26 protein-coding genes are annotated in these 21,866 nt (G+C 67.5%); 20 read left to right on the top strand and 6 right to left on the bottom strand.

Annotated elements, in window-relative coordinates:
• Positions 1-50 precede the first annotated feature (50 nt).
• Entirely contained in the window at positions 51-314 is a 264-nt protein-coding gene (locus AX708_RS07595) for a hypothetical protein (RefSeq protein WP_066531467.1), read from the top strand.
• A gap of 56 nt (positions 315-370) precedes the next feature.
• Here AX708_RS07595 and AX708_RS07590 read toward each other — a convergent pair whose 3' ends face one another.
• Positions 371-1,447, bottom strand: a complete 1,077-nt coding sequence (locus tag AX708_RS07590) for an isoaspartyl peptidase/L-asparaginase family protein (protein WP_082745654.1) — start codon at positions 1,445-1,447, stop codon at positions 371-373.
• Between the two features lie 73 nt (positions 1,448-1,520).
• Between AX708_RS07590 and AX708_RS07585 the strand changes: the two genes are divergently transcribed.
• Positions 1,521-2,033, top strand: coding sequence for a GNAT family N-acetyltransferase (locus tag AX708_RS07585; protein ID WP_066531465.1), 513 nt, complete (start codon positions 1,521-1,523; stop codon positions 2,031-2,033).
• A 15-nt stretch (positions 2,034-2,048) separates the two neighbouring features.
• Positions 2,049-2,999, top strand: a complete 951-nt coding sequence (locus tag AX708_RS07580; RefSeq protein ID WP_066531463.1) for an SDR family NAD(P)-dependent oxidoreductase — start codon at positions 2,049-2,051, stop codon at positions 2,997-2,999.
• Here the strand turns inward: AX708_RS07580 and AX708_RS07575 are convergent, their stop codons facing one another.
• On the bottom strand, positions 3,000-3,938 hold the full coding sequence (locus AX708_RS07575) for an alpha/beta hydrolase (RefSeq protein WP_066531462.1): 939 nt from the start codon (positions 3,936-3,938) through the stop codon (positions 3,000-3,002). It abuts the gene before it with no gap.
• Between the two features lie 104 nt (positions 3,939-4,042).
• Here AX708_RS07575 and ispG point away from each other — a divergent pair, with 104 nt between their 5' ends.
• The 10 genes from ispG to AX708_RS07525 all read left to right on the top strand — a co-directional run bounded on the left by ispG (position 4,043) and on the right by AX708_RS07525 (position 10,765).
• On the top strand, positions 4,043-5,197 hold the full coding sequence (gene ispG / locus AX708_RS07570; protein ID WP_066531460.1) for a flavodoxin-dependent (E)-4-hydroxy-3-methylbut-2-enyl-diphosphate synthase: 1,155 nt from the start codon (positions 4,043-4,045) through the stop codon (positions 5,195-5,197).
• Positions 5,198-5,200: 3 nt separating this feature from the next.
• The gene (locus AX708_RS07565) at positions 5,201-5,515 is read left to right on the top strand and encodes a multidrug efflux SMR transporter (protein WP_066531458.1); all 315 of its coding nucleotides are present in this window, start codon (positions 5,201-5,203) and stop codon (positions 5,513-5,515) included.
• On the top strand, positions 5,515-6,006 hold the full coding sequence (locus tag AX708_RS07560; protein ID WP_066531453.1) for a thioredoxin family protein: 492 nt from the start codon (positions 5,515-5,517) through the stop codon (positions 6,004-6,006). The genes AX708_RS07565 and AX708_RS07560 overlap by 1 nt, the downstream gene beginning before the upstream one ends.
• A gap of 36 nt (positions 6,007-6,042) precedes the next feature.
• Positions 6,043-6,318, top strand: coding sequence for a type II toxin-antitoxin system ParD family antitoxin (locus tag AX708_RS07555; RefSeq protein ID WP_066531452.1), 276 nt, complete (start codon positions 6,043-6,045; stop codon positions 6,316-6,318).
• Positions 6,315-6,614, top strand: coding sequence for a type II toxin-antitoxin system RelE/ParE family toxin (locus AX708_RS07550; RefSeq protein WP_066531451.1), 300 nt, complete (start codon positions 6,315-6,317; stop codon positions 6,612-6,614). Before AX708_RS07555 ends, AX708_RS07550 begins: the two co-directional genes overlap by 4 nt.
• 20 nt (positions 6,615-6,634) lie before the next feature.
• Entirely contained in the window at positions 6,635-7,180 is a 546-nt protein-coding gene (locus AX708_RS07545) for a manganese efflux pump MntP family protein (RefSeq protein WP_066531448.1), read from the top strand.
• A gap of 34 nt (positions 7,181-7,214) precedes the next feature.
• Complete coding sequence (locus AX708_RS07540) at positions 7,215-8,102, top strand: histone deacetylase (RefSeq protein ID WP_082745655.1); 888 nt, start codon at positions 7,215-7,217, stop codon at positions 8,100-8,102.
• Positions 8,099-9,565 (top strand): NAD(P)-binding protein, encoded by a 1,467-nt coding sequence (locus AX708_RS07535; protein WP_066531443.1) that lies wholly within the window; start codon positions 8,099-8,101, stop codon positions 9,563-9,565. Before AX708_RS07540 ends, AX708_RS07535 begins: the two co-directional genes overlap by 4 nt.
• Before the next feature lie 79 nt (positions 9,566-9,644).
• Positions 9,645-10,346, top strand: a complete 702-nt coding sequence (locus AX708_RS07530) for a murein L,D-transpeptidase catalytic domain-containing protein (RefSeq protein WP_066531442.1) — start codon at positions 9,645-9,647, stop codon at positions 10,344-10,346.
• Between the two features lie 56 nt (positions 10,347-10,402).
• Complete coding sequence (locus AX708_RS07525) at positions 10,403-10,765, top strand: hypothetical protein (protein WP_066531441.1); 363 nt, start codon at positions 10,403-10,405, stop codon at positions 10,763-10,765.
• A 352-nt stretch (positions 10,766-11,117) separates the two neighbouring features.
• Here AX708_RS07525 and AX708_RS07520 read toward each other — a convergent pair whose 3' ends face one another.
• Positions 11,118-12,557 carry a L,D-transpeptidase family protein gene (locus tag AX708_RS07520; protein WP_066531440.1) on the bottom strand — a complete coding sequence of 480 codons (1,440 nt, stop codon included), beginning with the start codon at positions 12,555-12,557 and terminating at the stop codon, positions 11,118-11,120.
• Between the two features lie 200 nt (positions 12,558-12,757).
• Between AX708_RS07520 and AX708_RS07515 the strand changes: the two genes are divergently transcribed.
• From AX708_RS07515 to AX708_RS20370, 6 genes are all read left to right on the top strand, one after another.
• A complete protein-coding gene (locus AX708_RS07515) occupies positions 12,758-13,660 on the top strand; it encodes a DMT family transporter (protein WP_066531503.1) in 903 nt (300 codons plus the stop codon).
• 118 nt (positions 13,661-13,778) lie between these two features.
• The gene (acnA, locus tag AX708_RS07510; RefSeq protein WP_066531439.1) at positions 13,779-16,451 is read left to right on the top strand and encodes an aconitate hydratase AcnA; all 2,673 of its coding nucleotides are present in this window, start codon (positions 13,779-13,781) and stop codon (positions 16,449-16,451) included.
• Positions 16,452-16,459: 8 nt separating this feature from the next.
• Positions 16,460-16,960 carry a rhodanese-like domain-containing protein gene (locus tag AX708_RS07505; RefSeq protein ID WP_066531438.1) on the top strand — a complete coding sequence of 167 codons (501 nt, stop codon included), beginning with the start codon at positions 16,460-16,462 and terminating at the stop codon, positions 16,958-16,960.
• A gap of 83 nt (positions 16,961-17,043) precedes the next feature.
• Positions 17,044-17,721 carry a hypothetical protein gene (locus tag AX708_RS07500; protein ID WP_066531436.1) on the top strand — a complete coding sequence of 226 codons (678 nt, stop codon included), beginning with the start codon at positions 17,044-17,046 and terminating at the stop codon, positions 17,719-17,721.
• A 36-nt stretch (positions 17,722-17,757) separates the two neighbouring features.
• Positions 17,758-18,081, top strand: a complete 324-nt coding sequence (locus AX708_RS20810) for a hypothetical protein (protein WP_197426197.1) — start codon at positions 17,758-17,760, stop codon at positions 18,079-18,081.
• Between the two features lie 186 nt (positions 18,082-18,267).
• Complete coding sequence (locus AX708_RS20370; protein ID WP_156443461.1) at positions 18,268-18,528, top strand: hypothetical protein; 261 nt, start codon at positions 18,268-18,270, stop codon at positions 18,526-18,528.
• Between the two features lie 136 nt (positions 18,529-18,664).
• Here AX708_RS20370 and ruvB read toward each other — a convergent pair whose 3' ends face one another.
• Genes ruvB through ruvA form a run of 3 tightly spaced genes read right to left on the bottom strand, consistent with a single transcriptional unit; the run spans position 18,665 to position 20,676 of the window.
• Positions 18,665-19,693 carry a Holliday junction branch migration DNA helicase RuvB gene (gene ruvB / locus AX708_RS07490; RefSeq protein WP_066531434.1) on the bottom strand — a complete coding sequence of 343 codons (1,029 nt, stop codon included), beginning with the start codon at positions 19,691-19,693 and terminating at the stop codon, positions 18,665-18,667.
• Between the two features lie 9 nt (positions 19,694-19,702).
• Positions 19,703-20,068, bottom strand: coding sequence for a hypothetical protein (locus AX708_RS07485; protein WP_067489877.1), 366 nt, complete (start codon positions 20,066-20,068; stop codon positions 19,703-19,705).
• A complete protein-coding gene (ruvA, locus tag AX708_RS07480; protein ID WP_066531430.1) occupies positions 20,068-20,676 on the bottom strand; it encodes a Holliday junction branch migration protein RuvA in 609 nt (202 codons plus the stop codon). Before ruvA ends, AX708_RS07485 begins: the two co-directional genes overlap by 1 nt.
• Before the next feature lie 79 nt (positions 20,677-20,755).
• Between ruvA and aroC the strand changes: the two genes are divergently transcribed.
• Positions 20,756-21,826 carry a chorismate synthase gene (aroC, locus tag AX708_RS07475; RefSeq protein WP_066531427.1) on the top strand — a complete coding sequence of 357 codons (1,071 nt, stop codon included), beginning with the start codon at positions 20,756-20,758 and terminating at the stop codon, positions 21,824-21,826.
• Positions 21,827-21,866: the final 40 nt, after the last annotated feature.

Genomic DNA, 21,866 nt, shown 5'->3' with positions numbered 1-21,866 from the left:
TCGCTGTCCGCTCCATAACCTGACCTTGGAGCAACAGAGAGGAGAATCAAATGCTTCGCAAGATTTTGATTTTGGGTCTGGCGCCGCTCGGCGCGTTCGCGATCACCCCCTCGGCAAGTGCAAATCAGGCACCCGTTTGCCCCTTCGATCTCAGCGACAGCGGCATGACCGATGAGCAGATCATCGCGTGGTGCGAAGACTGGGAGCGCGAGAGGACGGTTTCGGGAGCTCCACGCGGACCCGGGGAATTCTACCCGCCCGCGCCAGTGTGCCGCGCTACCGATCCGTGGGAGTGCACAAGGGAAGTGCAGTGAGAGGTCGGCCACGCCACGATCCTTCGGGATCGTGGCGCGGCCCGCCGAGTTATCCCTCAATGATCCGGCGTATTCGACGCCTTCTCCTCGCCGCCGAAGATCGCCACTTCGTTGACGCCGGCGCTGGTCGCGCGGCCGCGATACATGCCGGTGGTATTGAAGCTGAAGATCGCGTCACCCGCAGGCGTGACCACGATAACCCCGCCATCGCCGCCGAGCTTGGCGACGTCGGCCATGACGTCGCGAGCAACTGCCTCGGATTGCCACGCCTTCTCCGCTCTTCCCGCTTTGGTGCCGGGGGGAAGCAGCCAGTTCGCCGCCTCCAAGAAACGCAGCCGCGCGCAAATCTCGTGCGCCACGCCGACGCGGATGAAATACTCCCCCCACCCCGTCGCCGAGACCGCACAGGCGCGGTTGTCCGCATAGGTCCCCGCGCCGATCAGCGGCGCATCGCCCACGCGGCCCCAGCGCTTTCCGGTCATCCCGCCGGTCGAGGTGCCCGCCGCCATGTTGCCCTTCTGGTCGAGCGCCACCGCGCCCACCGTGCCGAACTTGTGGTCGACATCCAAGGCCGAGAGCTTCTGCGCCTTCATCCGCTCCAGCGCCTCGCGCCGGGCGGGGGTGGCGAAATATTCGGGCGGCATCACGGCAAATCCCTTCGAGACCGCGAACTCCTCCGCCCCCTTGCCGACGAGGAACACGTGCTCGCTCTGCGTCCTCACCGTATCGGCGAGGAGGATCGGGTTCTTGACCGTCTTCACCCCGGCAACCGCCCCAGCAGAACGATCCCGCCCGTCCATGATCGAGGCGTCGAGCTCGTTGGTCCCGTCCCACGTGAACACCGCGCCCTTGCCGGCGTTGAACAGCGGCGAATCCTCCATGATCACGATCGCGGCCTTGACCGCGTCCATCGCATCGCCGCCGTCCGCAAGGATCTTCGCCCCCGCATCCAGCGCCCGCTGCAAATCCGCCTCGTAGGCCGCGCGCTTCTCGGGCGTCATCGCCTTGGGGTCGAGCGTCCCCGCCCCGCCGTGGATCGCCAGCGACCAGCGCGGGGGCGCAGGGGCTGCGTCTTCGGCAAAGGCGGGCTGGGACATGAGGGCGAGCGCTACAATCGCGATGAGTTTCTTCATGGCGGCAAGGTGTAACGCGCCCCCGTTCGTTTCGCCAGCTTAACAGTGCGCCCCGCCCGCGCTAGGGCAAGGCATGATCTACCGCCCCGCCACGCTCGCCGATGCCCCCGCCCTCGCCAAGCTCGGCGCCGAGACCTTCATCGCCTCCTTCGGGCACCTCTACACGCCCGAAGACCTCGCCAATTTCCTTGCCGAAGTGCACAACCCCGAGGCAGTCGCGGGCGAGATCGCGGGCCAGGAATGCACCCACCGGCTGGTCGAGGATGACGGCCAGCTCGTCGCCTTCTGCAAGCTGCGTTACCCGACGAAGTTCGGCGACTTCACCGAGGCAGCCAACCCCATCGAGCTCGGCCAACTCTATGCCCTGCCCACCCACACCGGCCACGGCATCGGCGCGGCGCTGATGGACTGGGCGCTCGCCCACGCGCGCGAACACGGCCACGATGCCGTTCTGCTCAGCGTCTATGCGGAGAACTTCGGCGCACAGCGCTTCTACCAGCGCTACGGCTTTGCCAAGATCGCCGACATCACCTTCAAGGTGGGGGAACAACTCGACCCCGAATTCCTGTATGAACTGAAGCTATAACCAAGGGAGAGGCATATGAGCGAATTCGGCTGGGGCAGCACCACCGACGAGGTGCTGGCGGGCAAGGACCTGTCGGGGCGGACGGTGTTCATCACGGGGGCCAATTCGGGCCTCGGGCAGGAGACCGCGCGGGCGATGGCGGCGCGCGGGGCGGAGGTGATCCTCGCCGGGCGCGATCAGGCCAAGCTCGACGAGAGCGTGGCGGCGATCAAGGCCGACCACTCCAAGGCACAGCTCGAGACGATCACGGTCGATCTGACCAGCCTCGAAAACATCCGCGCCGCCACCTCGCGCGCGCGGCAGCGGTTCCACAAGATCGACATCCTCATCAACAACGCGGGCGTGATGGCGACGCCCTTCACCCACACCCATGACGGGTTCGAGATGCAGATCGGCACCAACCATTTCGGCCACTTCGCGCTGACCGGCGAGCTGTTTCCGCTGATCGAGCAGGGGCACGTGAAGCGCATCGTCAACCTCTCGAGCCGCGGCCACCATTTCGCGCCCGTCGATTTCGAGGACCCCTTCTTCGAACGCCGCGCCTATGATCCGTGGATCGCCTACGGCCATTCCAAGACCGCCAACGTGCTGTTCTCGGTGGGGCTCGAGGCGCGCTACGCCGTGCTCGGCATCCACGCCTATGCGGTGCATCCGGGCGGGATCCAGACCAATCTCGGCCGCCACATGACCCCCGAGATGGTCGAGGCGCTGATGGCGCGGGTGACCTCGCGCGATACGGGCTTCCAGTGGAAGACCATCCCGCAGGGCGCGGCGACAAGCTGCTGGGCGGCGACCGCCGAGGCGCTCGAAGGCAAGGGCGGGGTCTATTGCGAGGACTGCCACGTCGCCGCGGTGGACGACGAAAGCTCGACCGGCGGGGTGCGCTCCTACGCGCTCAACACCAGCTATGCCGACCGCCTGTGGGCGATGAGCGAGGAACTGACCGGGGTGCGCTACCCGAGCTAGCTAGCCCGCGACGAATTCCGCCAGCAGGCCGAGCGCATCCTTCGCCTCGCGGGTGGGGAGGATCGCCATGAAGACGTGCGGCGCGGCCTCGTATTCGTAGAGCTTGGCGTCCACCCCTGCCTCGACCAGCCGGGCAAGGAAGGTCCGCGAATCGATGATGAAGAGGTCGTGCCGCCCGGTCCAGATCCGCGTCGGCGGGAGCTGGGCGAGGGCTTCCGAAGACGCGTAGAGCGGGCTCACCGCGGGCGCATCCATCGCACGGCCCGCCGCGACCAGCCCGCCACAAGCGCGCAAGGTGCCGATCTTGAGCATCACGTCATGCGGCTCGATCGCGGCGATGGCGGGGTCGGCAAGGCCGAGGTCGAGCCAAGGGGCGAACAGCGCGAGCTTGCCCGGCTGCGGGCCGCCGCGTGCGACCAGCCGCAAAGCGAGCGCGAGCGCCATGTGCCCGCCCGCGGAATCGCCGTTGAGGATGATACGCGCCGGGTCGTGCCGCGCGGCAAGGTCGGCCCACACCGCATCGGCGAGATCGTCCTGCGCGGTGTAAGGCGCCTCGGGCACCACCGGATAGAGCGGCACGGTGACGCTCATCCCGCACCGCTTCACCATCTCCGCCACCAGCGGCCAGTGGACCTTGAACATCGGCCGCACGAAGCCCCCGCCGTGGAAATAGACCATGTGCCAAACGCCAGGCCCTGCCTTGGGATGCAGCGTCACCACCTTGTGGCCGAGCATCTCGCGCTCCTCGACCCGGAACTTCTTGCGGAACCCCTCGGGCATCGGCGCATCGAGCGGCAGCTTGCGGCCCGCCATCTGCACATGGAACCCCGCCTCGTCGAGCGGGAAGACCGGGGTCTGGCGGCCGACCAGCCACTTGATCCCGCGCATCAGCAGGCTGGGCGACGGCGAGCGCAGCTCGATCGAGGAATGAGTCAGCATGGTCTCTCCCTTATTTGGCACCGAAACTGCCGGAGCCGGCGCCCGAGTCAAGCCGACCGCGCTTCTCATTGCCCCGAAGCGCTTTGCGGCCTATATGCGCCCTCATGTCTTCCATCCGTCCGTGGCGCACGATCGAGCGGCGCAAATCGCGCCAGATCATGGTGGGGAATGTCCCCGTTGGCGGTGATGCTCCCATCACCGTGCAGACCATGACCAACACCCCGACCGAGGACGTGCGCGCCACGCTCGACCAGATCCGGCGCTGCGAGGACGTGGGCGCGGACATCATCCGCGTCTCCTGCCCGACCGAGGAATCGACGCGCGATTTCAAGAAGATCACCCGCGCCGCGCGCATCCCGATCGTCGCCGACATCCACTTCCACTACAAGCGCGCGCTCGAAGCCGCGGACGCTGGCGCGGCGTGCCTGCGCATCAACCCGGGCAATATCGGCTCGGCCCAGCGCGTCGCCGAGGTGGTGCGCGCCGCCAAGGCCAATGGCTGCGCGATCCGCATCGGGGTGAACGCCGGCAGCCTCGAGAAGGACCTGCTCGAGAAATATGGCGAGCCCTGCCCGGAAGCGCTGATCGAAAGCGCATTGGATCACATCAAGCTTCTGCAGGATCACGATTTCCACGAATACAAGGTGGCGGTGAAGGCCTCCGACGTGTTCCTCGCCGTGGCGGCCTATCACGGGCTCGCCGAGACGGTCGATTGCCCGCTGCACTTGGGCATCACCGAGGCGGGCGGGCTGATCGGCGGGACCGTCAAGTCGAGCATCGGCATTGGCAGCCTGCTGTGGGCCGGGATCGGCGACACGATCCGCGTGAGCCTGTCGGCGGAGCCCGAACAGGAGATCAAGGTCGGCTTCGAGATGCTCAAGGCCCTCGGCCTGCGCACCCGCGGCGTGCGCATCGTCTCGTGCCCCTCGTGCTCGCGCCAGGGCTTCGACGTGATCCGCACCGTGGAAGCGCTCGAACAGCGGCTCGAACACATCAAGACCCCGATGAGCCTCTCGATCCTCGGCTGCGTCGTCAATGGCCCGGGCGAGGCGCGCGAGACCGACGTCGGCCTCACCGGCGGCGGCGCGGGCAAGCACATGGTCTATCTGCGCGGCGTCACCGACCACACGGTGCAGGACGAGAACATGCTCGACCACATCGTGCGCCTCGTCGAGGAAAAGGCCGCCGAGATCGAGCGCGGGGAGGCGACCGCCTTCGATCCCCACGCCGCGCCGCAACAGGCGGTTGCCGCCGAGTAAGTCATGGGCTGGCTTTACCTGATTGCGGCCGGCCTGTTCGAGGTCGGCTTCACCACCGCCATGCGCTACACGCAGGGCTTCCGGCTGGATCTGCCCAATGCCGCTTTCGTCCTCTGCATCGTGCTGAGCTTCGGCTTCCTGCAGGAAGCGCAGAAGACCATTCCGCTCGGAACCGCCTATGCCGTGTGGGTCGGGATCGGCGCTGTGGGGACGATCGCGGTCGGGGTGGCGCTGGGTTTCGAGAGCCTGAGCCTCGCGCGCGGCGCGCTGCTGGCCGGGCTGGTCGGCTGCGTGATCGGGCTGAAGGCGCTGCATTGATGGTGCGTGCACTGTCCGTGTTGCTGGCGCTCACGCTGGTGTCTTGCGCGAGCGCGCCGCAGACCGCCGCCGCGCTCCACCCCGAAGCGCGGGTCTATGCCGAGAAGGCCGATGCCATGGCCGATGTCGAGGGGGCCCTCGCCCGCTCCGCGGTCTCGGGAAAACGGGTGCTGCTGGTGCTCGGCGCGAACTGGTGCCACGACAGCCGCGCGCTGGCCGGATGGCTCGAAACCCCGCGCTTCGCCGCGCTGGTGGCCGCGCGCTACGAGCTGGTGTTCGTCGATGTCGGCATGCCGCAGACGGGTGAGGGCCGGAACCTCGACATCGCCGCGAGGTTCGGCCTTGCAGACATGAAGAACACCCCCGCCCTGCTGGTCCTCACTCCCGATGGCCGCGCGGTCAACCTCGAGAGCGCCCGCAGCTGGCGCGACGCGGCGAGCCGCAGCGAGGATGCGATCTATGCGGAGCTTGCCGCGCTGGCGGGCGCGTGATTGCCACTGGTAGCAAAAAGTGCTACCAGCAAAATCATGAGTAAGGTCGAGAAAATCTCCGTATCGCTGACCGGCGAATTGCTCGCCGAAGTGCAGCAGGCGGTTGCATCGGGCGACTTTGCCTCGACCAGCGAGGTCGTGCGGGCAGCCTTGCGCGAATGGCGAGAACAGCGCGCGCGGCAGCACATCACCACCGCGCACCTGCGCCGCCTGCTCACCGAAGCCGAAGCAAGCGGCTACACCGAAGGCGCGCTCGATTTCGCCGCGATCAAGGCCGAAGGACGCAGGCGGCTATCCTCGACCGCTGAATGAGCCGCACGACCCGCTATGCCCACGCCGCGCGGGCCGATCTCCTCGATATCTGGCTGCATATCGCGTCGGACGATCCGTCGGCCGCCGACCGGCAGATCGACCGTATCGAGAACGCCATTGCGCGACTCATCGACTTTCCTGAGATCGGCCACGCGCGCGAGGATGCGGGGCCCGGCGTGCGGTTGCTGTTGCAGGACAGCTATCTCGTAATCTACCGCTACCGCAAAGCGCAGGCTCTTGTCGTGATCGAACGGATCGTCCACGGACGCCGCGACGTGGGCAGTTTGGTGCTCTGAAACGAACAATACCGGACAACATGATAGCCGCCCTCCTCCTTGCCCTCGCCCTTGCGATGGACGCCTTTGCGGTGGCGCTGACACAGGGCGCAAAGTTCCGGCCATCGGCGGCGGGCGGGCTTGCCATCGCGGCGACCTTCGGGGGGTTCCAGGCGCTGATGCCGCTCGCGGGATGGGCAATCGGCGCGGTGGCGCTGGCCTATGTGGCGGCGGTCGATCACTGGATCGCCTTCGGGCTGCTCGCCTTCCTCGGCGTCAGGATGCTCGGGGGGCATGTGGGGGACGAAGAGGCGGCCCATGCGCTCACCGGCCGCGCGCTGCTGATCGCCGGGCTGGCGACCAGCATCGATGCGCTGGCGGCGGGGATAACGCTGCCCGCGCTGGGCGTTTCGCCGTGGCTCGCCGTGGCGCTGATCGGGCTCGTCACCTTCGCCATGAGCGGCGCGGGCGTGGCGCTGGGCCACCGCGCGGGCGAGCATCTGGGCGAATGGGCCGAGCGCATCGGGGGCGTGATCCTGATCGGGCTGGGGTGCAAGATTCTTGGCCAGCACACCGGGTGGATGTAACGGCGTGCTCCACGTCGTCCACCACGCCGACTACATGGCCCCGCGCCCCGAACGCGGCAGCTTCCGCTTCGACAAGTACTACCTCGTCATGGAGGAACTGCGCGCCTCAGGGGCCGCGATCACCGAGCACGCCCCCGAGCCCATGCCGCGCGAATGGCTCGAAGCGGTCCATTGCCCCGACTATGTCGACGAGGTCTTCCGCGCCGAAGTCCCGCGCCACAAGGAGCGGCGGATCGGCTTTCCCGTCACCCCCGCGATCCGCGACAGGGTCAGGCACACCAACGGCGGCACCTGGCTCGCCGCGCAGCTCGCGCGCGCGCACGGTTATGCGGCGAACTCAGCCGCCGGGAGCCACCATGCGCTGCACGACACGGGCGCGGGCTATTGCGTGTTCAACGACCTTGCCGTCACCGCCAACCGCCTGATCGCCGAGGGCCATGCGGCCCGCGTGCTGATCGTCGACTGCGACGTCCATCAGGGCGACGGCACCGCCAGCCTCACCGCGGGGCGCGAGGACATCTTCACCCTCTCGCTCCATGCGGAGAAGAACTTTCCAGTGCGCAAAGCCCGCTCCAGCCTCGATGTGTCCTTGCCGGACGGGCTGGACGACGATGGCTACATGGCAGCCCTCACCCGCCACCTGCCCCCCGTCCTCGCCGACTTCGGGCCCGACTTCGTGCTCTATCAGGCGGGGGTCGATCCGCACCATGACGACAAGCTGGGGCGGCTCGCCCTGACCGACGCGGGGCTGGCGATGCGCGACCGCTTCGTCATCGCCGCAGCGCGCCGCCGCGGACTGCCCATCGCCAGCGCGCTCGGCGGGGGCTATGGCGACGATCCGCGCAAGGTCGCCGCGCGCCATGCGGCCTCGATGCTGGCGATGGCAGACGAGAACGCGCAGGCCCGGGGGAAACAGGCATGACGATCCACGAAACCGATTACCTCATCGTTGGCGCCGGCGCGGTCGGCCTCGCCTTTGCCGATTCGCTGCTTGACGAGGACCCGGACTGCCACATCACCTTCGTTGACAGGCACGCCAAGCCCGGCGGGCACTGGAACGACGCCTACAGCTTCGTCGCGCTGCACCAGCCCTCGGCCTTCTACGGGGTCAATTCGATGGCCTTCGCGAGCGAGGCGATCGACACCCACGGGGCCAATGCCGGGCTCTGCGCGCTCGCCAGCGGCACCGAGGTGCTCGCCTATTTCGAGAAGGTCATGAACCTGCGCCTGCTGCCGAGCGGGCGGGTCGCCTATCACCGCCTATCGGAGTTCAAGGGCCGCGACGCGGACGGAATCGCCACGATCAAGGGCGTGCTCTCCGGCGAGGAAACGCGCATCCATGTGCGCCGCAAGCTGGTCGATGCGACCTTCTATCAGACCTCGGTCCCCTCGACCCACACCCGCGCCTTCGCAGTGGACGAAGGGGTGCGTATCGCCATCCCCGGCGACTTGCCCGCGCTGTGGCAGCGCCCCGCCGAGATCCCGCCCGCCTTCGTCATCCTCGGCGGCGGCAAGACCGCGATGGATGTTGCGGTATGGCTGATCGAGGCGGGCGTCGACCCTCAACGCATCCACTGGGTGCGCCCGCGCGACAGCTGGCTCAACAACCGCAAATACCTGCAACCCGGCGAGGATTTCCTCGCCGCCACGGCCGAGAGCCAGATGGCCCACCTCGCAGCCTTCCGCACTGCGCAGAGCGGCGAGGAGGTGTTCGCAGCGCTCGAAAAGAGCGGCTACATGCTGCGCATCGACCCTGATGTGACGCCCGAGATGTATCACTATGCGGTGATCTCCGAGGGCGAGATCGCCATGCTGCGACGCATTACGAACGTGATCCGCAAGGGCCGCGTCACCCGCGTCGCGGATGGCGCGCTGCATTTCGGCGAGACGGCCCACCCGATCCCCGCGGGCGCGCTCCACATCGATTGCACCGCCACCGCCGTGCCCTTCGCCTCGCAAGCCAACGCCGGGCCGCAGTTCCGGGGCGATACCATCGTGCTCCAGCCGGTGATGGTTCCGCTGGTGACCTTCAGCGCCGCGCTCACCGCCTTGCTCGAAGCGCATTTCCCCGACGATGAGACCAGAAACCAGCTCGCCCGCGCCGCCGAGCTCACCGATACGCCCGCGACCTTCCCCTATGCCTTCATGATGAACCTCATGAACCGCGGCACCTGGATGCAGACCCCGGAAATCGCCGCGTGGCTGGCGAAGTCGCGGCTCGACCCCACCGGGCCGACCGTGGCGCGGATGAGCGAGGCGGGCGACCCGCGCCTCGCGGCGCTCTCCGGCTTCCGGCAGGCGGTGACGGCGGCGATGCCCGACGTCATCCGGCTCGGCATGGCGGCCAAGGCGCTCCACGAAGCGGGGCGCGCGCCTGCGAGTTGACGCAAACATGCGACGAAATGCTGATCTACGTTAAACCGCGGCTTGGGATCCGGCGGCTTGGCGGCTACGTTACGGATTAATGAAGCGTCGCGACATCCTCAAAGGGACTCTGGCAGCCGGAGCGGCCTTGGCGCTCCCCGCGCGCCTCTTCGCGCAGCCGATGGCCGGCACCCCGCGCGACCGCATCCTCATCGGTATCGCCAAGCGCGAGCTGCTGCGCGCGGGCAATGCGATCTGGCGGCAGGACATCGTCGGGATCGCCGATTTCGGGCTGCATTCGGCCAAGCCCCGCTTCCACTTCGTCAATCTCGATCGGGGCGAGGTACAGTCCTACCATGTCAGCCACGGCATGGGGTCCGACCCGCAGCATGACGGCTGGCTCAAGGATTTCTCGAACACCGAAGGCTCGAACGCCACCAGCCGCGGCGCTTACGTGACGTGGGAGTGGTACAAGGGCCGCTACGGCACCTCGGTGCGCCTCGGCGGGCTCGACCAGACAAACGAGGCGGCCTTGCGCCGCTACATCGTCATGCACCACGCCGACTATGCCGAGACCGCGCATCTCGAAAAGTGGGGCCGCCTCGGGCGCTCCAACGGGTGCTTCGCGATGGGCACCGAACAGTTCCGCGAGGCGCTGATGCACCTCTCGGGCGGGCGGCTGCTCTATGCCGACAGCCTTGGGCTGGAGGAGGACGGCTCGGTGCAGCCGGTGCCTGATCTGGCGATGTACCAGCGCCAACCGCTCGACCTCGCCCCGCGCCCCTCGATCGCCGCTTATTGATGCCACGCACCGTTCGCGCGAACGGTTGGCGCATTGCTACAGCGCTGCTCTTGGCGATGGCCGGAGGTGCCCTTGCCGGAGGGCTGTGCGTCGGGATTCTTGCGATGTTGCTTCCGGGCACCGAGAAGTCGTCAGCAATACTGGCGACTATCGCATTCGGCGTCGCGGGGATGAGCCTGTTTGTCGTGGTGCCCGCGACATTGGTGTTCGGACTGCCGACGGCATATGCGATCGGGTACTTCGGTTTGCGCGGGTGGCGAGCCTTCACGGTCTGCCTGACCGGAGCGATGATCGCGATGGTTGTCGCAATCTGGCTGCTTAGTCAGGGCGAGCCTTACGACCTTGAAGCGCTCGTGCTTACGACCCCCTTCGCGCTCGGCGCGGCGGTGGTGCTGTGGTGGCGGATGACCCGCGCCTAGCGCGCTTTCCTACACGGCAGCGCTGCGATAAATTGCGCGCGGCTCTTTCGGATCGTCAAACCGCTGCCCCCCGCAGCAAGAACGCATCGGCGACATGATGCGCGCGAACATGTGTGAACTTCGCTTTTCGCTCGCAACCCGCAGGAAAGGCAGCGCAATTCCTGTAGGATTGCGCGTTTTGCAATGTGAACTTCGTGAACCTCGCCGCCCCTCGGGCGCGCAAAACGCTTGCACAGTGTCAACTTCGGTCTTGGCCCACAAGCCCCGAAAATCGCTCGCGAATTCCTGTAGGAATGCGAAGTTTACAGTGTCAACTTTGTAAACTTCGCCCCCCGCCCGGAACCTGCCCGACTCAGGTGTCGGTGAGGTCGTCCTCGATCACGATCACCTCGCTCGTAGGCTTGGTCCCGCGGTCGCGCACGCGCGGCTTGTCGAGGCTGGCGAGCACCGGCGCGTCGCGGCCGTATATGTCCTTGAAGGTCGCCATCTGGCCGTTGATGTCGGTCGCCATGGTGAAATAGGTGATGTAGGCGCGCCACTGCTTTTCGAGCATCACCTTGGTGTACTTGCCCGAATTGGCGATCGCGACCGCCTCGTCCTTGGTAGCGCCGCGGCCGAGGATTGCCATCGTCATGGCCAGCTCCAGTGCCCGCTCGGTGCGCACGCAGCCGTGGCTGAGCGCGCGGAAGTCGTTGGCGAAGAGGTGGCGCGAGGGCGTGTCGTGGAAGAAGATCGCATGCTCGTTAGGCATTTCGAGCTTCATCCGGCCGAGCGAATTGCCGGGCCCGGGCTGCTGCACCACGGTGATGTAGCCGTTCGCGCCCTTGGTCGCGACATAGCCGTTGGCGCGGCCCCAGGCGGGGTTGGCGAGCACCCGCGCGCCCAGCCCCTCGCCCTTGACGATCGACTGCGGCACCGTCCAGGTCGGGTTGAACACGACGCCCTCGACCACCTCGGCGAGCTGCGGGGTCGCGGTGCGCCCCGGCTTGCCGACGATGGTGCGGTAGGTGCTGACGATCTTGTTCTTGACCGTCAGGCGCAGCTGGAATTCGGGGACGTTGGTGATGAGGTATTGCGGGCCGAGGTCGCGCGCCAGCCAGCGCCAGCGGTCCATGTTGGCGCGGATCAGCTTGCGCCGCGCGGTCTGCCCGTCCGAGGTCGCGGCGAGCTCGGCCTTGAGGCGGGCGTAGTCGGGGTGGGTCGGGTTGAGCTTGGCGAGCGTGCCGGCGATGTCACCGGTCTTGAGCGCCTCGGCCAGCACGTTGCCCGAAGGGTTCGCTTCGCGGTCGGGGTCGACCACGAACCACTGCTGGCGCGCCTCCATCGGTGTGCGCCCGTCGCGCAGGTCCTCGACCAGCCAGACGAAGCTCTGCGAGGCCATCCGGTTGAGTTCCTCGGACGGACCACTTTTGATTGCGACCTTGAGCGGGGCGAGGTCGTAGTCGGCAGGGTCAAGCCCTTCGGCGCCGATCCCCTCGATCACGGCGACCAGCTGCTGGGCCTGCGCCACGGTCCACGCCTGCACCAGCGGGGCGACCGGCGGGGTCGCCTGCACCACCGGTTGCGAGACCGTGGCGGGGAAGGCCTGGTCGAAGCTGCTGCCGGTCTTGGGGGATGGCGCCGGGGTCGGTGTCGGAGTCGGCGCGGGGATCTGCACGATCGCCGGGCCGCCGGTGGGCTGGCCGGGCAGCGGCTTGAGGCGCTCTGCCGGTGCGCCTTGCGCCAGCGCGGTGCCTGCCACCAGCGCCGCCGTCGCAACACCTCCAGCCAACCTGCCCGAGAACCTGATCATTGATGTCTTGCCTTCTCGCCCCGAGCCGCCGGGAGGGTGGCGGCTTCGCAATTCGCCTGCAGTCATACCCGCTCGGCTGTGCCCCTATCAACCATCTTGGCTTTCACCTGCATTAATGTTCACACCCCTGTGGCTGCGCGGCGCCCCTTTCGGATGAGGGGGGCGTGACCTGCCCGAGCCTTGCGCCTATGGCCGCGCGCATGAGCTTCGCCGCGCCCAAGCCCCATCACGCCCTGCTGCCCTTTGCCGTGGCGCTCGCCGGGGTCGGCTTCCTGTCGCTGATGGACGCCTTCATGAAGGAGGCCGCGCTGCTGATCGGCGCCTATACCGCGACGACCTTGCGCGCGGTGATCGGCACGGGCCTTGTCGCCCCCGTGTGGCGGCTGCGCGGCGGGCGGATGCCGGAGCGCGCGGTGTTGAAGCTGCATCTGGAACGCGGGGTGGTGTCGGCCTTCATGGCGCTGACCTTCTTCCATTCGCTCACCCTCCTGCCGCTGGCCGAGGCGATTGCGCTGTCCTTCATCGCCCCGCTGCTGGCGCTCTACCTCGCCCGCGTCCTGCTGGGAGAGGACATCAGCACCCGTGCCATCGGGGCGAGCCTGCTCGGCTTTGCCGGCACGCTGGTGATCGTCGGCGGGCGGATCGGCAGCGGCGGGTTCGACGAAGGTGCGATGCTGGGGATCGCCTCGGTGTTCGTTTCGGCGCTGCTCTATGCCTATAACTTCATCGTCATCCGCCGGCAGGCGCAGGTCGCCAGCGCGCTAGAGATCGCTACCTTCCACAGCGGGGTGAGCGCGCTGGTGCTGCTGCTGCTCGCGCCGCTGCTGTGGCAAACCCCGCAGCTGGCAGCGCTCCCGCCGCTGGGGATTTCTGCCGTGCTGACCGTCTGCGGCTCTTTTGCGATCGCCTTCGCCTATGCCCGCGCGCCCGCCAGCGTGCTGGTGCCGACCGAATATTCGGGCTTCGCCTGGGCGGCGTTCACCGGCTGGGTGTTCTTCCGCGAGGCGGTCACCTGGCCGACGCTGGCGGGCACGGCGCTGATCGTCACCGGCTGCTGGATCGCCGCACGCACCCCGAGGGTGCAGGCCGCGGCGGCGGTCTGAGACAAAAGGCTTGGGCCCACCCTCTTGACCTCGCGCGCGCGGGCGCGCAGGGGACGCGGCATATTTCCGCGCCCTTGGTGGATCGGGGGCGCCCCACTCGAAAGGACGGACCTCTCCCATGACCGCAATCGGCCAGGATTCGCTCGGCACCCGCCAGATGCTTGACGTGAACGGCAAGCAGTATGCCTATTACTCGCTGGCGAAGGCCGCCGAGCAGCTGGGCGACATCAGCAAGCTGCCGATCTCGATGAAGGTGCTGCTGGAAAACCTGCTGCGGTTCGAGGACGGCGGCTTCACCGTCGCGCGCGAGCACATCCAGGCGGTGGTCGACTGGCAGAACAACCCCGTCACTGGCGAGGAAATCCAGTACCGCCCGGCGCGCGTGCTGCTTCAGGACTTCACCGGCGTGCCCTGCGTGGTCGACCTCGCCGCGATGCGCGATGCGATCAAGAAGCTCGGCGGCGACACTGCCAAGATCAACCCGCTGGTGCCGGTCAACCTCGTGATCGACCACTCGGTGATGGTCGACGAGTTCGGCCATCCCAAGGCGATGGAAGCCAACATGGCCTTGGAATACGAGCGCAATGCCGAGCGCTACGACTTCCTCAAGTGGGGTTCCAAGAGCTTCCAGAACTTCACCGCCGTCCCCCCGGGCACCGGGATCTGCCACCAGGTCAACCTCGAGCACCTCGCCCGCGCGGTGTGGTCCTCGGAAGGGCCTGACGGCGTGATGGTTGCCTATCCCGACACCTGCGTCGGCACCGACAGCCACACCACCATGATCAACGGTCTGGGCGTGCTCGGCTGGGGCGTGGGCGGGATCGAGGCCGAGGCCGCGATGCTTGGCCAGCCGGTCTCGATGCTGATCCCCGAAGTGGTCGGCTTCTACCTCGAAGGCGCGATGGCCGAGGGCGTGACCGCCACCGACCTCGTGCTGACCTGCGTCCAGATGCTCCGCAATGTCGGTGTCGTCGGCCGCTTCGTCGAGTTCTACGGCCCGGGCGTCGCCAACCTGACGCTGGCCGACCGCGCGACCATCGCCAACATGGCGCCCGAATACGGCGCGACCTGCGGCTTCTTCGGGATCGACGACAAGACCCTCGATTACCTGCGCCTCACCGGGCGCAGCGAGGAGACCATCGCGCTGGTCGAGGCCTATGCCAAGGCGCAGGGCATGTGGTTCGATCCGGCCAACGTCCCTGTCTTCACCAAGACCCTCTCGCTCGACATGGCCGCCGTCGTCCCCAGCCTCGCCGGCCCCAAGCGCCCGCAGGACAAGGTGGTGCTGCAGGAGGTCGATGACCTGTTCAATTCCGACCTCACCAAGGCCTATGGCAAGGCCGCGCCCACGCGCGTGGCGGTCGAAGGCAAGGACCACGACATCGGTGACGGCGACGTGGTGATCGCCGCGATCACCTCCTGCACCAACACCTCGAACCCCGATGTGCTGATCGCCGCGGGTCTGGTTGCCAAGAAGGCCAACGAGCGTGGCCTCAAGCCCAAGCCGTGGGTCAAGACCTCGCTCGCGCCCGGATCGCAGGTGGTCACCGACTACCTCGTGAAGTCGGGCCTGCAAGAGCACCTCGATGCGGTCGGCTTCGATCTCGTCGGCTATGGCTGCACCACCTGCATCGGCAACTCGGGGCCTCTGGCTGCGCCGATCAGCGCCGCGATCAACGGCAACGACATCGTCGCTGCCTCGGTCCTTTCGGGCAACCGCAACTTCGAAGGCCGTGTCTCGCCCGACGTGCGCGCCAACTTCCTCGCCTCGCCGCCGCTGGTGGTCGCCTATGCGCTGAAGGGCACCGTCACCGAGGACATCACCACCACCCCCATCGGGCAGGACCAGAACGGCAATGACGTGATGCTCGCCGACCTCTGGCCGACCAACGCCGAAGTCGCCGCGCACCGCGCCGCCAATATCGACCGCTCGATGTTCGAAAGCCGCTACGCCAACGTCTATGACGGTGACGAGCACTGGCAGGCGATCACTGTTGAGCCCTCGGACACCTACCAGTGGCGCGCGGGCAGCACCTACGTCGCCAACCCGCCCTATTTCGAGGGCATGACCATGACCCCGGCGCCGGTGATGGACATCGTCGACGCCAAACCGCTGGCGATCCTCGGGGACTCAGTGACGACCGACCACATCAGCCCCGCCGGCTCGATCAAGGAAGACAGTCCGGCGGGCAAGTTCCTGATGGGCAATCAGGTCACCAAGAAGGACTTCAACTCTTACGGCTCGCGCCGCGGCCACCACGAAGTGATGATGCGCGGCACCTTCGCCAACATCCGCATCAAGAACGAGATGGTCCCGGGGGTCGAGGGCGGCTTCTCGACCTACAAGGGCGAGACCATGCCGATCTACGACGCGGCGATGAAGCACAAGGAAGACGGCACCCCGCTGGTGGTCATCGGCGGCAAGGAATACGGCACCGGTTCCTCGCGCGACTGGGCGGCGAAGGGCACGATCCTGCTCGGCGTGCGGATGGTGATCGTCGAGAGCTTCGAGCGTATCCACCGCTCGAACCTCGTCGGGATGGGCGTGCTGCCGCTGCAGTTCAAGGAAGGCGACACCCGCCAGACCCTTGGCCTCACCGCGACCGACACCTTCTCGATCCGCGGTCTGGCCGACCTCACCCCCGGCCAGGACGTCACCGTCGAGGTCACCCGCGCGGACGGCGCACAGTTCAGCTTCACCGCCCTGTGTCGCATAGATACCGCAAACGAAATGGAATATTACCGCCACGGCGGGATTCTCCATTACGTTCTGCGCAAGCTTGCGGCATAAGGAGAGGCATGAGACCCGGTCGCGCCGCCCTCTTCATCGCTCCCGCCCTTCTGCTGGCACTGTCTGCCTGCGGCGGTGACGGGGGCGAATCGAAGGGCAAGCGCGACGCGCCCTCGATCCCGCTGGGCTTCGAGTTGGCCTTCGCCGGGACCGCGGGCGAAGCCGAAGCGGCGCCCGCGCCTGCCGCGCTGGTTCCGCTCTCGCCGGAGCAGTTGGCAGCGAAGATCGCGGCGGGCAATGTCCGCCTGATCGACGTGCGCACCGATGAAGAAGTGGCAGAGGGGATGATCCCGGGCGCCGAGCACATCGCGCTCGACCGTTTCGATCCCGCCAAGCTCGATCTTTCGGACGGGCGCGAGGTGGTGCTCTACTGCCGCTCGGGCCGCCGCTCGGCGATCGCGGGGGAGAGGCTGGCGGCGGTCACCGGCCAGCCCGCCGAGCATCTCGAAGGCGGGATGCTCGCCTGGGAAGCAGCAGGTCAACCGGTCGAACCGCCCCAAGGGCAGTAAGCGCCTCTGTCACAACGAAAAAGGGCGGCCCCGCGAGGCCGCCCTTTTTCTTTGCGAAGTGCCGGTGGCCTCAGCCGAGGAACTTGCGGCGTCCGAGGATCGCCGCGGCGGCGAGGCCGAACAGGATCGTCATCGGCGGCGCGGGCACGTCGTTGGGCGGCGTGCCGCCGCTCGAGCTGGTGCTGCCCGACGAGGAGGAAGACGAGGACGAGGAGCTGCTGCTGCTGCTCGACGAGGACGACGACGAGCTCGACCCCGAAGAGCCGCTGCTGCCCGACGAACCCGATGAACCCGACGAGCTGCTGCTAGAGGAGGAGGACGAGGACGACGAGCCCGAGCTGCTGCTGGAGCTGCTGGTCATGTCGCCCGAAGATCCGCCGCTGGTCGCCCCGCCCGACGACGAGGAGGACGAGGAGGACGAAGAGCTCGACGAGGACGAGGACGACGACGAGGAAGACGACGAACCCGAGCTGGTCACCGCGCCGGTCGACGAACTGACGTTCCCTGACGAACTGGAAACATTGCCCGAAGAGCTGACATTGCCCGAAGAGCTCGACACCGCGCCGGTAGACGAGGAGACATTGCCCGAGGACGACACCGCACCGGTCGAGGACGACACATTGCCCGAGGTGCTGGTGCTCGAGACGGCACCCGTGCTGCTCGTGACCGCGCCGGTGCTGCTGGTGCTCGACACCGCACCAGTGCTGCTCGAGACTTGGCCGGTGCTGCTGGAGACCTGCCCGGTGCTGCTCGACACCTGACCCGTAGACGAGGTCACCACGCCCGAGGACGAAGTGGTGGTCGAGGACAGCTGGCCCGAGGACGAGGTCGTCGAGGTCGAATTGTCGATGTCGATATCGATCACGATGCCGCTCGAACCGCTCGAAGAGCCGCTGCTCGAACCCGAGCTGCCGCTGCTGCCCGAGGTCGAGGTCGAGGTGGTGGTCGAGACCGAGACATCGCCCGAAGAAGAACCGCCGCCGCCGAAGAAGCCGCCGAAGAAGCCGCCCCCGAAGCCGACGCCGCCGCCGAAGCCGCCGCCGAAACCACCACCCCAGCCGCCGCCCGGGCCGCCGCCGCCCGAAATCGGCGGAAGCGGGGGGAGCGGCGCGGGCATGTAGGCGACCTCAGCGATCGGCGGGCACTGCGCAGCGTCATAATAGGCCTGCACCGCGCCGGCCGGCATGCTCGCCGCGCTGCCTGCCCGACCGACCGGCTGGCACTCGACCGTGCGCTCGACGATGCGGCGGCGGCGCTCTTCGGGCACCTCGATCACGCGCTGGCGCGTCTTGATGTAGCGGGCGCCGGTGACCGGATCGACCTGGATCAGCTTCCCGTCGATATTGGTCGAGAAGTCGGGCGTGTCGGTGTTCATCGGCTCGGCCATGCGCACCGCACCACCTTGCAGCAATGCGACGCCTGCCGCAGCGGCGGAGAGTTTCGCGATGGCCAGTTTGAGCGACATGGTCGTTTACCCTGTTTGCACGGGAGGGGTGCGGGACTGCCGCAATTCCTCCAAATCCAGCCTTCTTTTGGTGGCAGAAGCGCCGAAGGGGCAATCGGGTTAACCAAGCATCGGGCTCTCGAAGCGCCGGAATCGCGCCGGAAACGCCTGATTTCGGCGGGCCTGTCCCGAACTGGCACCGAAAACGGGGGGCGCGTTAGGCCAATGGTTAACGCGGGCCCCCGGATGGGGGGCGCGACTCAGTCTTCGAACAGTCCGGCCTGACTTGGCGGTGATTCTCTGGGCGGCTGAAGCTCCAGATGCGCCCATCCGGCATCGTTGAGCATCCGCCCGCGCGCGGTGCGGGCGACGAGGCCCAATTGGATGAGATAGGGCTCGACCACCTCCTCCACCGTATCGCGCGGCTCGGCAAGGCCCGCCGCCAGCGTCTCGATCCCCACTGGGCCACCCTTGTAGGTGGTCGCAATCATGGTGAGGTAGCGGCGGTCCATCAGGTCCAATCCGAGGCGGTCGATCTCGAGCCGGGTGAGCGCCTCGTCGGCCACCGCGCGGGTGACGGTCGCGCTCCCCGCGACATCGGCGAAGTCGCGCACCCGCCTGAGCAGCCGCCCCGCCACACGCGGCGTCCCGCGCGAGCGGCGGGCGATCTCGTGCGCCCCGTCGGGCGCAATGGCGAGGCCCATCAGCCCCGCCGCGCGGGTGACGACGCGCTCGAGCTCCTCGTGGGTGTAGAAGTTGAGCCTGACCGGGATGCCGAAGCGGTCGCGCAGCGGCGTGGTCAGCAGGCCCTGCCGCGTGGTCGCGCCGATCAGGGTGAAGGGCGGCAGGTCGATCCGCACCGAGCGCGCCGACGGCCCCTCCCCGATGATCAGATCGAGCGCGCGGTCCTCCATCGCGGGGTAGAGCACTTCCTCCACGACAGGCGAGAGGCGGTGGATCTCGTCGATGAACAGCACGTCATGCGGTTCAAGGTTCGTCAGCAGCGCGGCCAAGTCCCCCGCCTTGGCGATGACGGGGCCGGAGGTGGCGCGGAAGCCCACGCCCAATTCGCCCGCGATGATCTGCGCCAACGTGGTTTTGCCGAGACCCGGGGGGCCGAAGAACAAGGTATGATCCATCGCCTCCCCCCGCGCGCGCGCGGCGGCGATGAAGACGGCGAGGTTACCCTTGGCCGCCTCCTGCCCGACGAACTCGGCGAGCCTGCGCGGGCGCAGGGCTGCGTCCGGGTCGCCCGGCTGTCGAGTGGGGGTGTGGAGGGGGTCAGTCATTGCGAAGCGTCACTCCACCCTTCGTGACAAGGCAGAAAAAACCGTCAGCGCGATCGCAAAGGCAGCCACAGCCAATATCTGCAATACCGGCACGAATAGAAAGACCAGTGCCCCTTGAGCATCAGGAGGCTGGAGATAGAGCGTATCAACGACAAGAAACAGTCCGACGCCGCCGATTACTATGGTTGCGACACCCTTGACCATCGCCTGACCTCGCCAGATGCAAAGCGGGACAATCGGCGCGGTCAATAGAGCCAAAGCAAGCATCCCAGCTGCAAGCGAATCCAGATCGTATGCAAATCCGCCGCCAAGCAGCGTAGTGGTGCATGCAAGGACATAGACCCCGAGCAAAGCCAGTCGCCAGTCGCGCACCATCACCCCGCCGCCTTCTTCAGCGCCACGCGGATGAGGTCGCCCTCGCTCGCGCCCTCGCCCAGCTCTTCCAAAGCCCGCGCCACCGCCTGCGCGGCCACGGCGGGCTTGAACCCGAGGTTCTCCAAGGCGCTCGCCGCGTCCGCGCCCTTGCTGCCTGCGGGGGCGGCGGCGGCCGAGACCGCGAACCCGCCCGATCCGCCCGGCATCGCGCCCGCCTTGTCCTTCAGCTCGTTGACGATCCGGCCCGCCAGCTTCGGCCCCACGCCCTGCGCGCGGGCGACCATCGCCGCGTCGCCTCGCCCGCAGGCGTCGCGCAGTTCTCCGGTCGAGAGCGCGGAGAGGATTGCGAGGCCGACCTTGCTGCCCACGCCCTGCACGCCCGTCAGCAGCCGGAACCAGTCGCGCTCCGCCTGCTCGGCGAACCCGAGAAGGCGCATGTCATTCTCGCTCACCTGCAATTCGGTGTGGACGGTGCAGGCCTCGCCTACCTCGCCCAGCGCGGCGAGCGTGCGGCTCGAGCAGTGGACGAGGTAGCCCACCCCGCCAACATCGACGATCGCCCAGTCCTCGCCGGTCGCGTCCAGTCTGCCTGAGAGTTTGGCGATCATGGTTTGTTCCTGCCCCAAGCCGCAAACGGCGTCCAGCCTTTATGGACAGATGCCCACACTTGCGCCAGATGGCACTCCCATGAGTTGGAACACCTTCGGGCGCGTCTTGCGCTTCACCACCTGGGGAGAGAGCCACGGGCCTGCGCTGGGCGCGGTTGTCGACGGGTGCCCGCCGGGGCTCGCGATCTCGGAGGAGTTCATCCAGCCCTTCCTCGATGCCCGCAAGCCGGGGACGAGCCGCTTCACCACCCAGCGGCGCGAGGATGATCTGGTGCGGATTCTCTCAGGCGTGTTCGAGGGCAAGACCACCGGCACGCCCATCTCGCTGATGATCGAAAACACCGATCAGCGGAGCAAGGACTATTCCGAGATCGCCCGGCAATATCGCCCGGGCCATGCCGACTACGCCTATGACGCCAAATACGGCATCCGCGATTACCGCGGCGGCGGGCGGTCGAGCGCGCGCGAGACGGCGGCGCGGGTGGCGGCGGGCGCGGTGGCGCGGCTGGTGATCCCGGAGGTCACCATCACCGCCTATGTCTGCGAGCTGGGCGGCGACCGGATCGACCCCGCGGCCATCGATTACGCCGAGATCGCCAATAACCCCTTCTTCTGCCCCGACCCTGCCGCCGCTGCGCGCTGGGAGGAAAAGGTCGACGCCGCGCGCAAGGCCGGGTCATCGCTCGGCGCGATTGTCGAATGCGTCGCGACCGGGGTTCCGGCAGGCTGGGGCGCGCCGATCTATGCCAAGCTCGACAGCGACCTCGCCGCGGCGATGATGAGCATCAACGCGGTCAAGGGCGTCGAGATCGGCGACGGCTTCGAAGCCGCGCGCCTGACGGGCGAGGAAAACGCCGACCGGATGCGCCCCGGTGCCGACGGCAAGCCGGAATTCCTCGCCAATCATGCAGGCGGCACCGCGGGGGGCATCTCGACCGGGCAGCCGGTGGTGTGCCGGGTGGCCTTCAAACCGACCTCATCGATCCTTACCCCGGTGGAATCGATCAATTCTGCGGGCGAGGCGGTCGAGGTGGTCACCAAGGGCCGCCACGACCCCTGCGTCGGCATCCGCGGCACGCCCGTGGTGGAGGCGATGATGGCGCTGGTGCTGGCGGATCACAAGCTGCTTCACAGAGGACAGATTGGTTGAGGCAGCCCCTCCGGGCTGCCAATTCCTCGCTCATGCTGGC

This window comes from Erythrobacter sp. CCH5-A1, assembly GCF_001557115.1.
Taxonomy (GTDB): Bacteria; Pseudomonadota; Alphaproteobacteria; order Sphingomonadales; family Sphingomonadaceae; genus Erythrobacter.
This window is presented reverse-complemented; position numbering and strand designations above follow the sequence as displayed.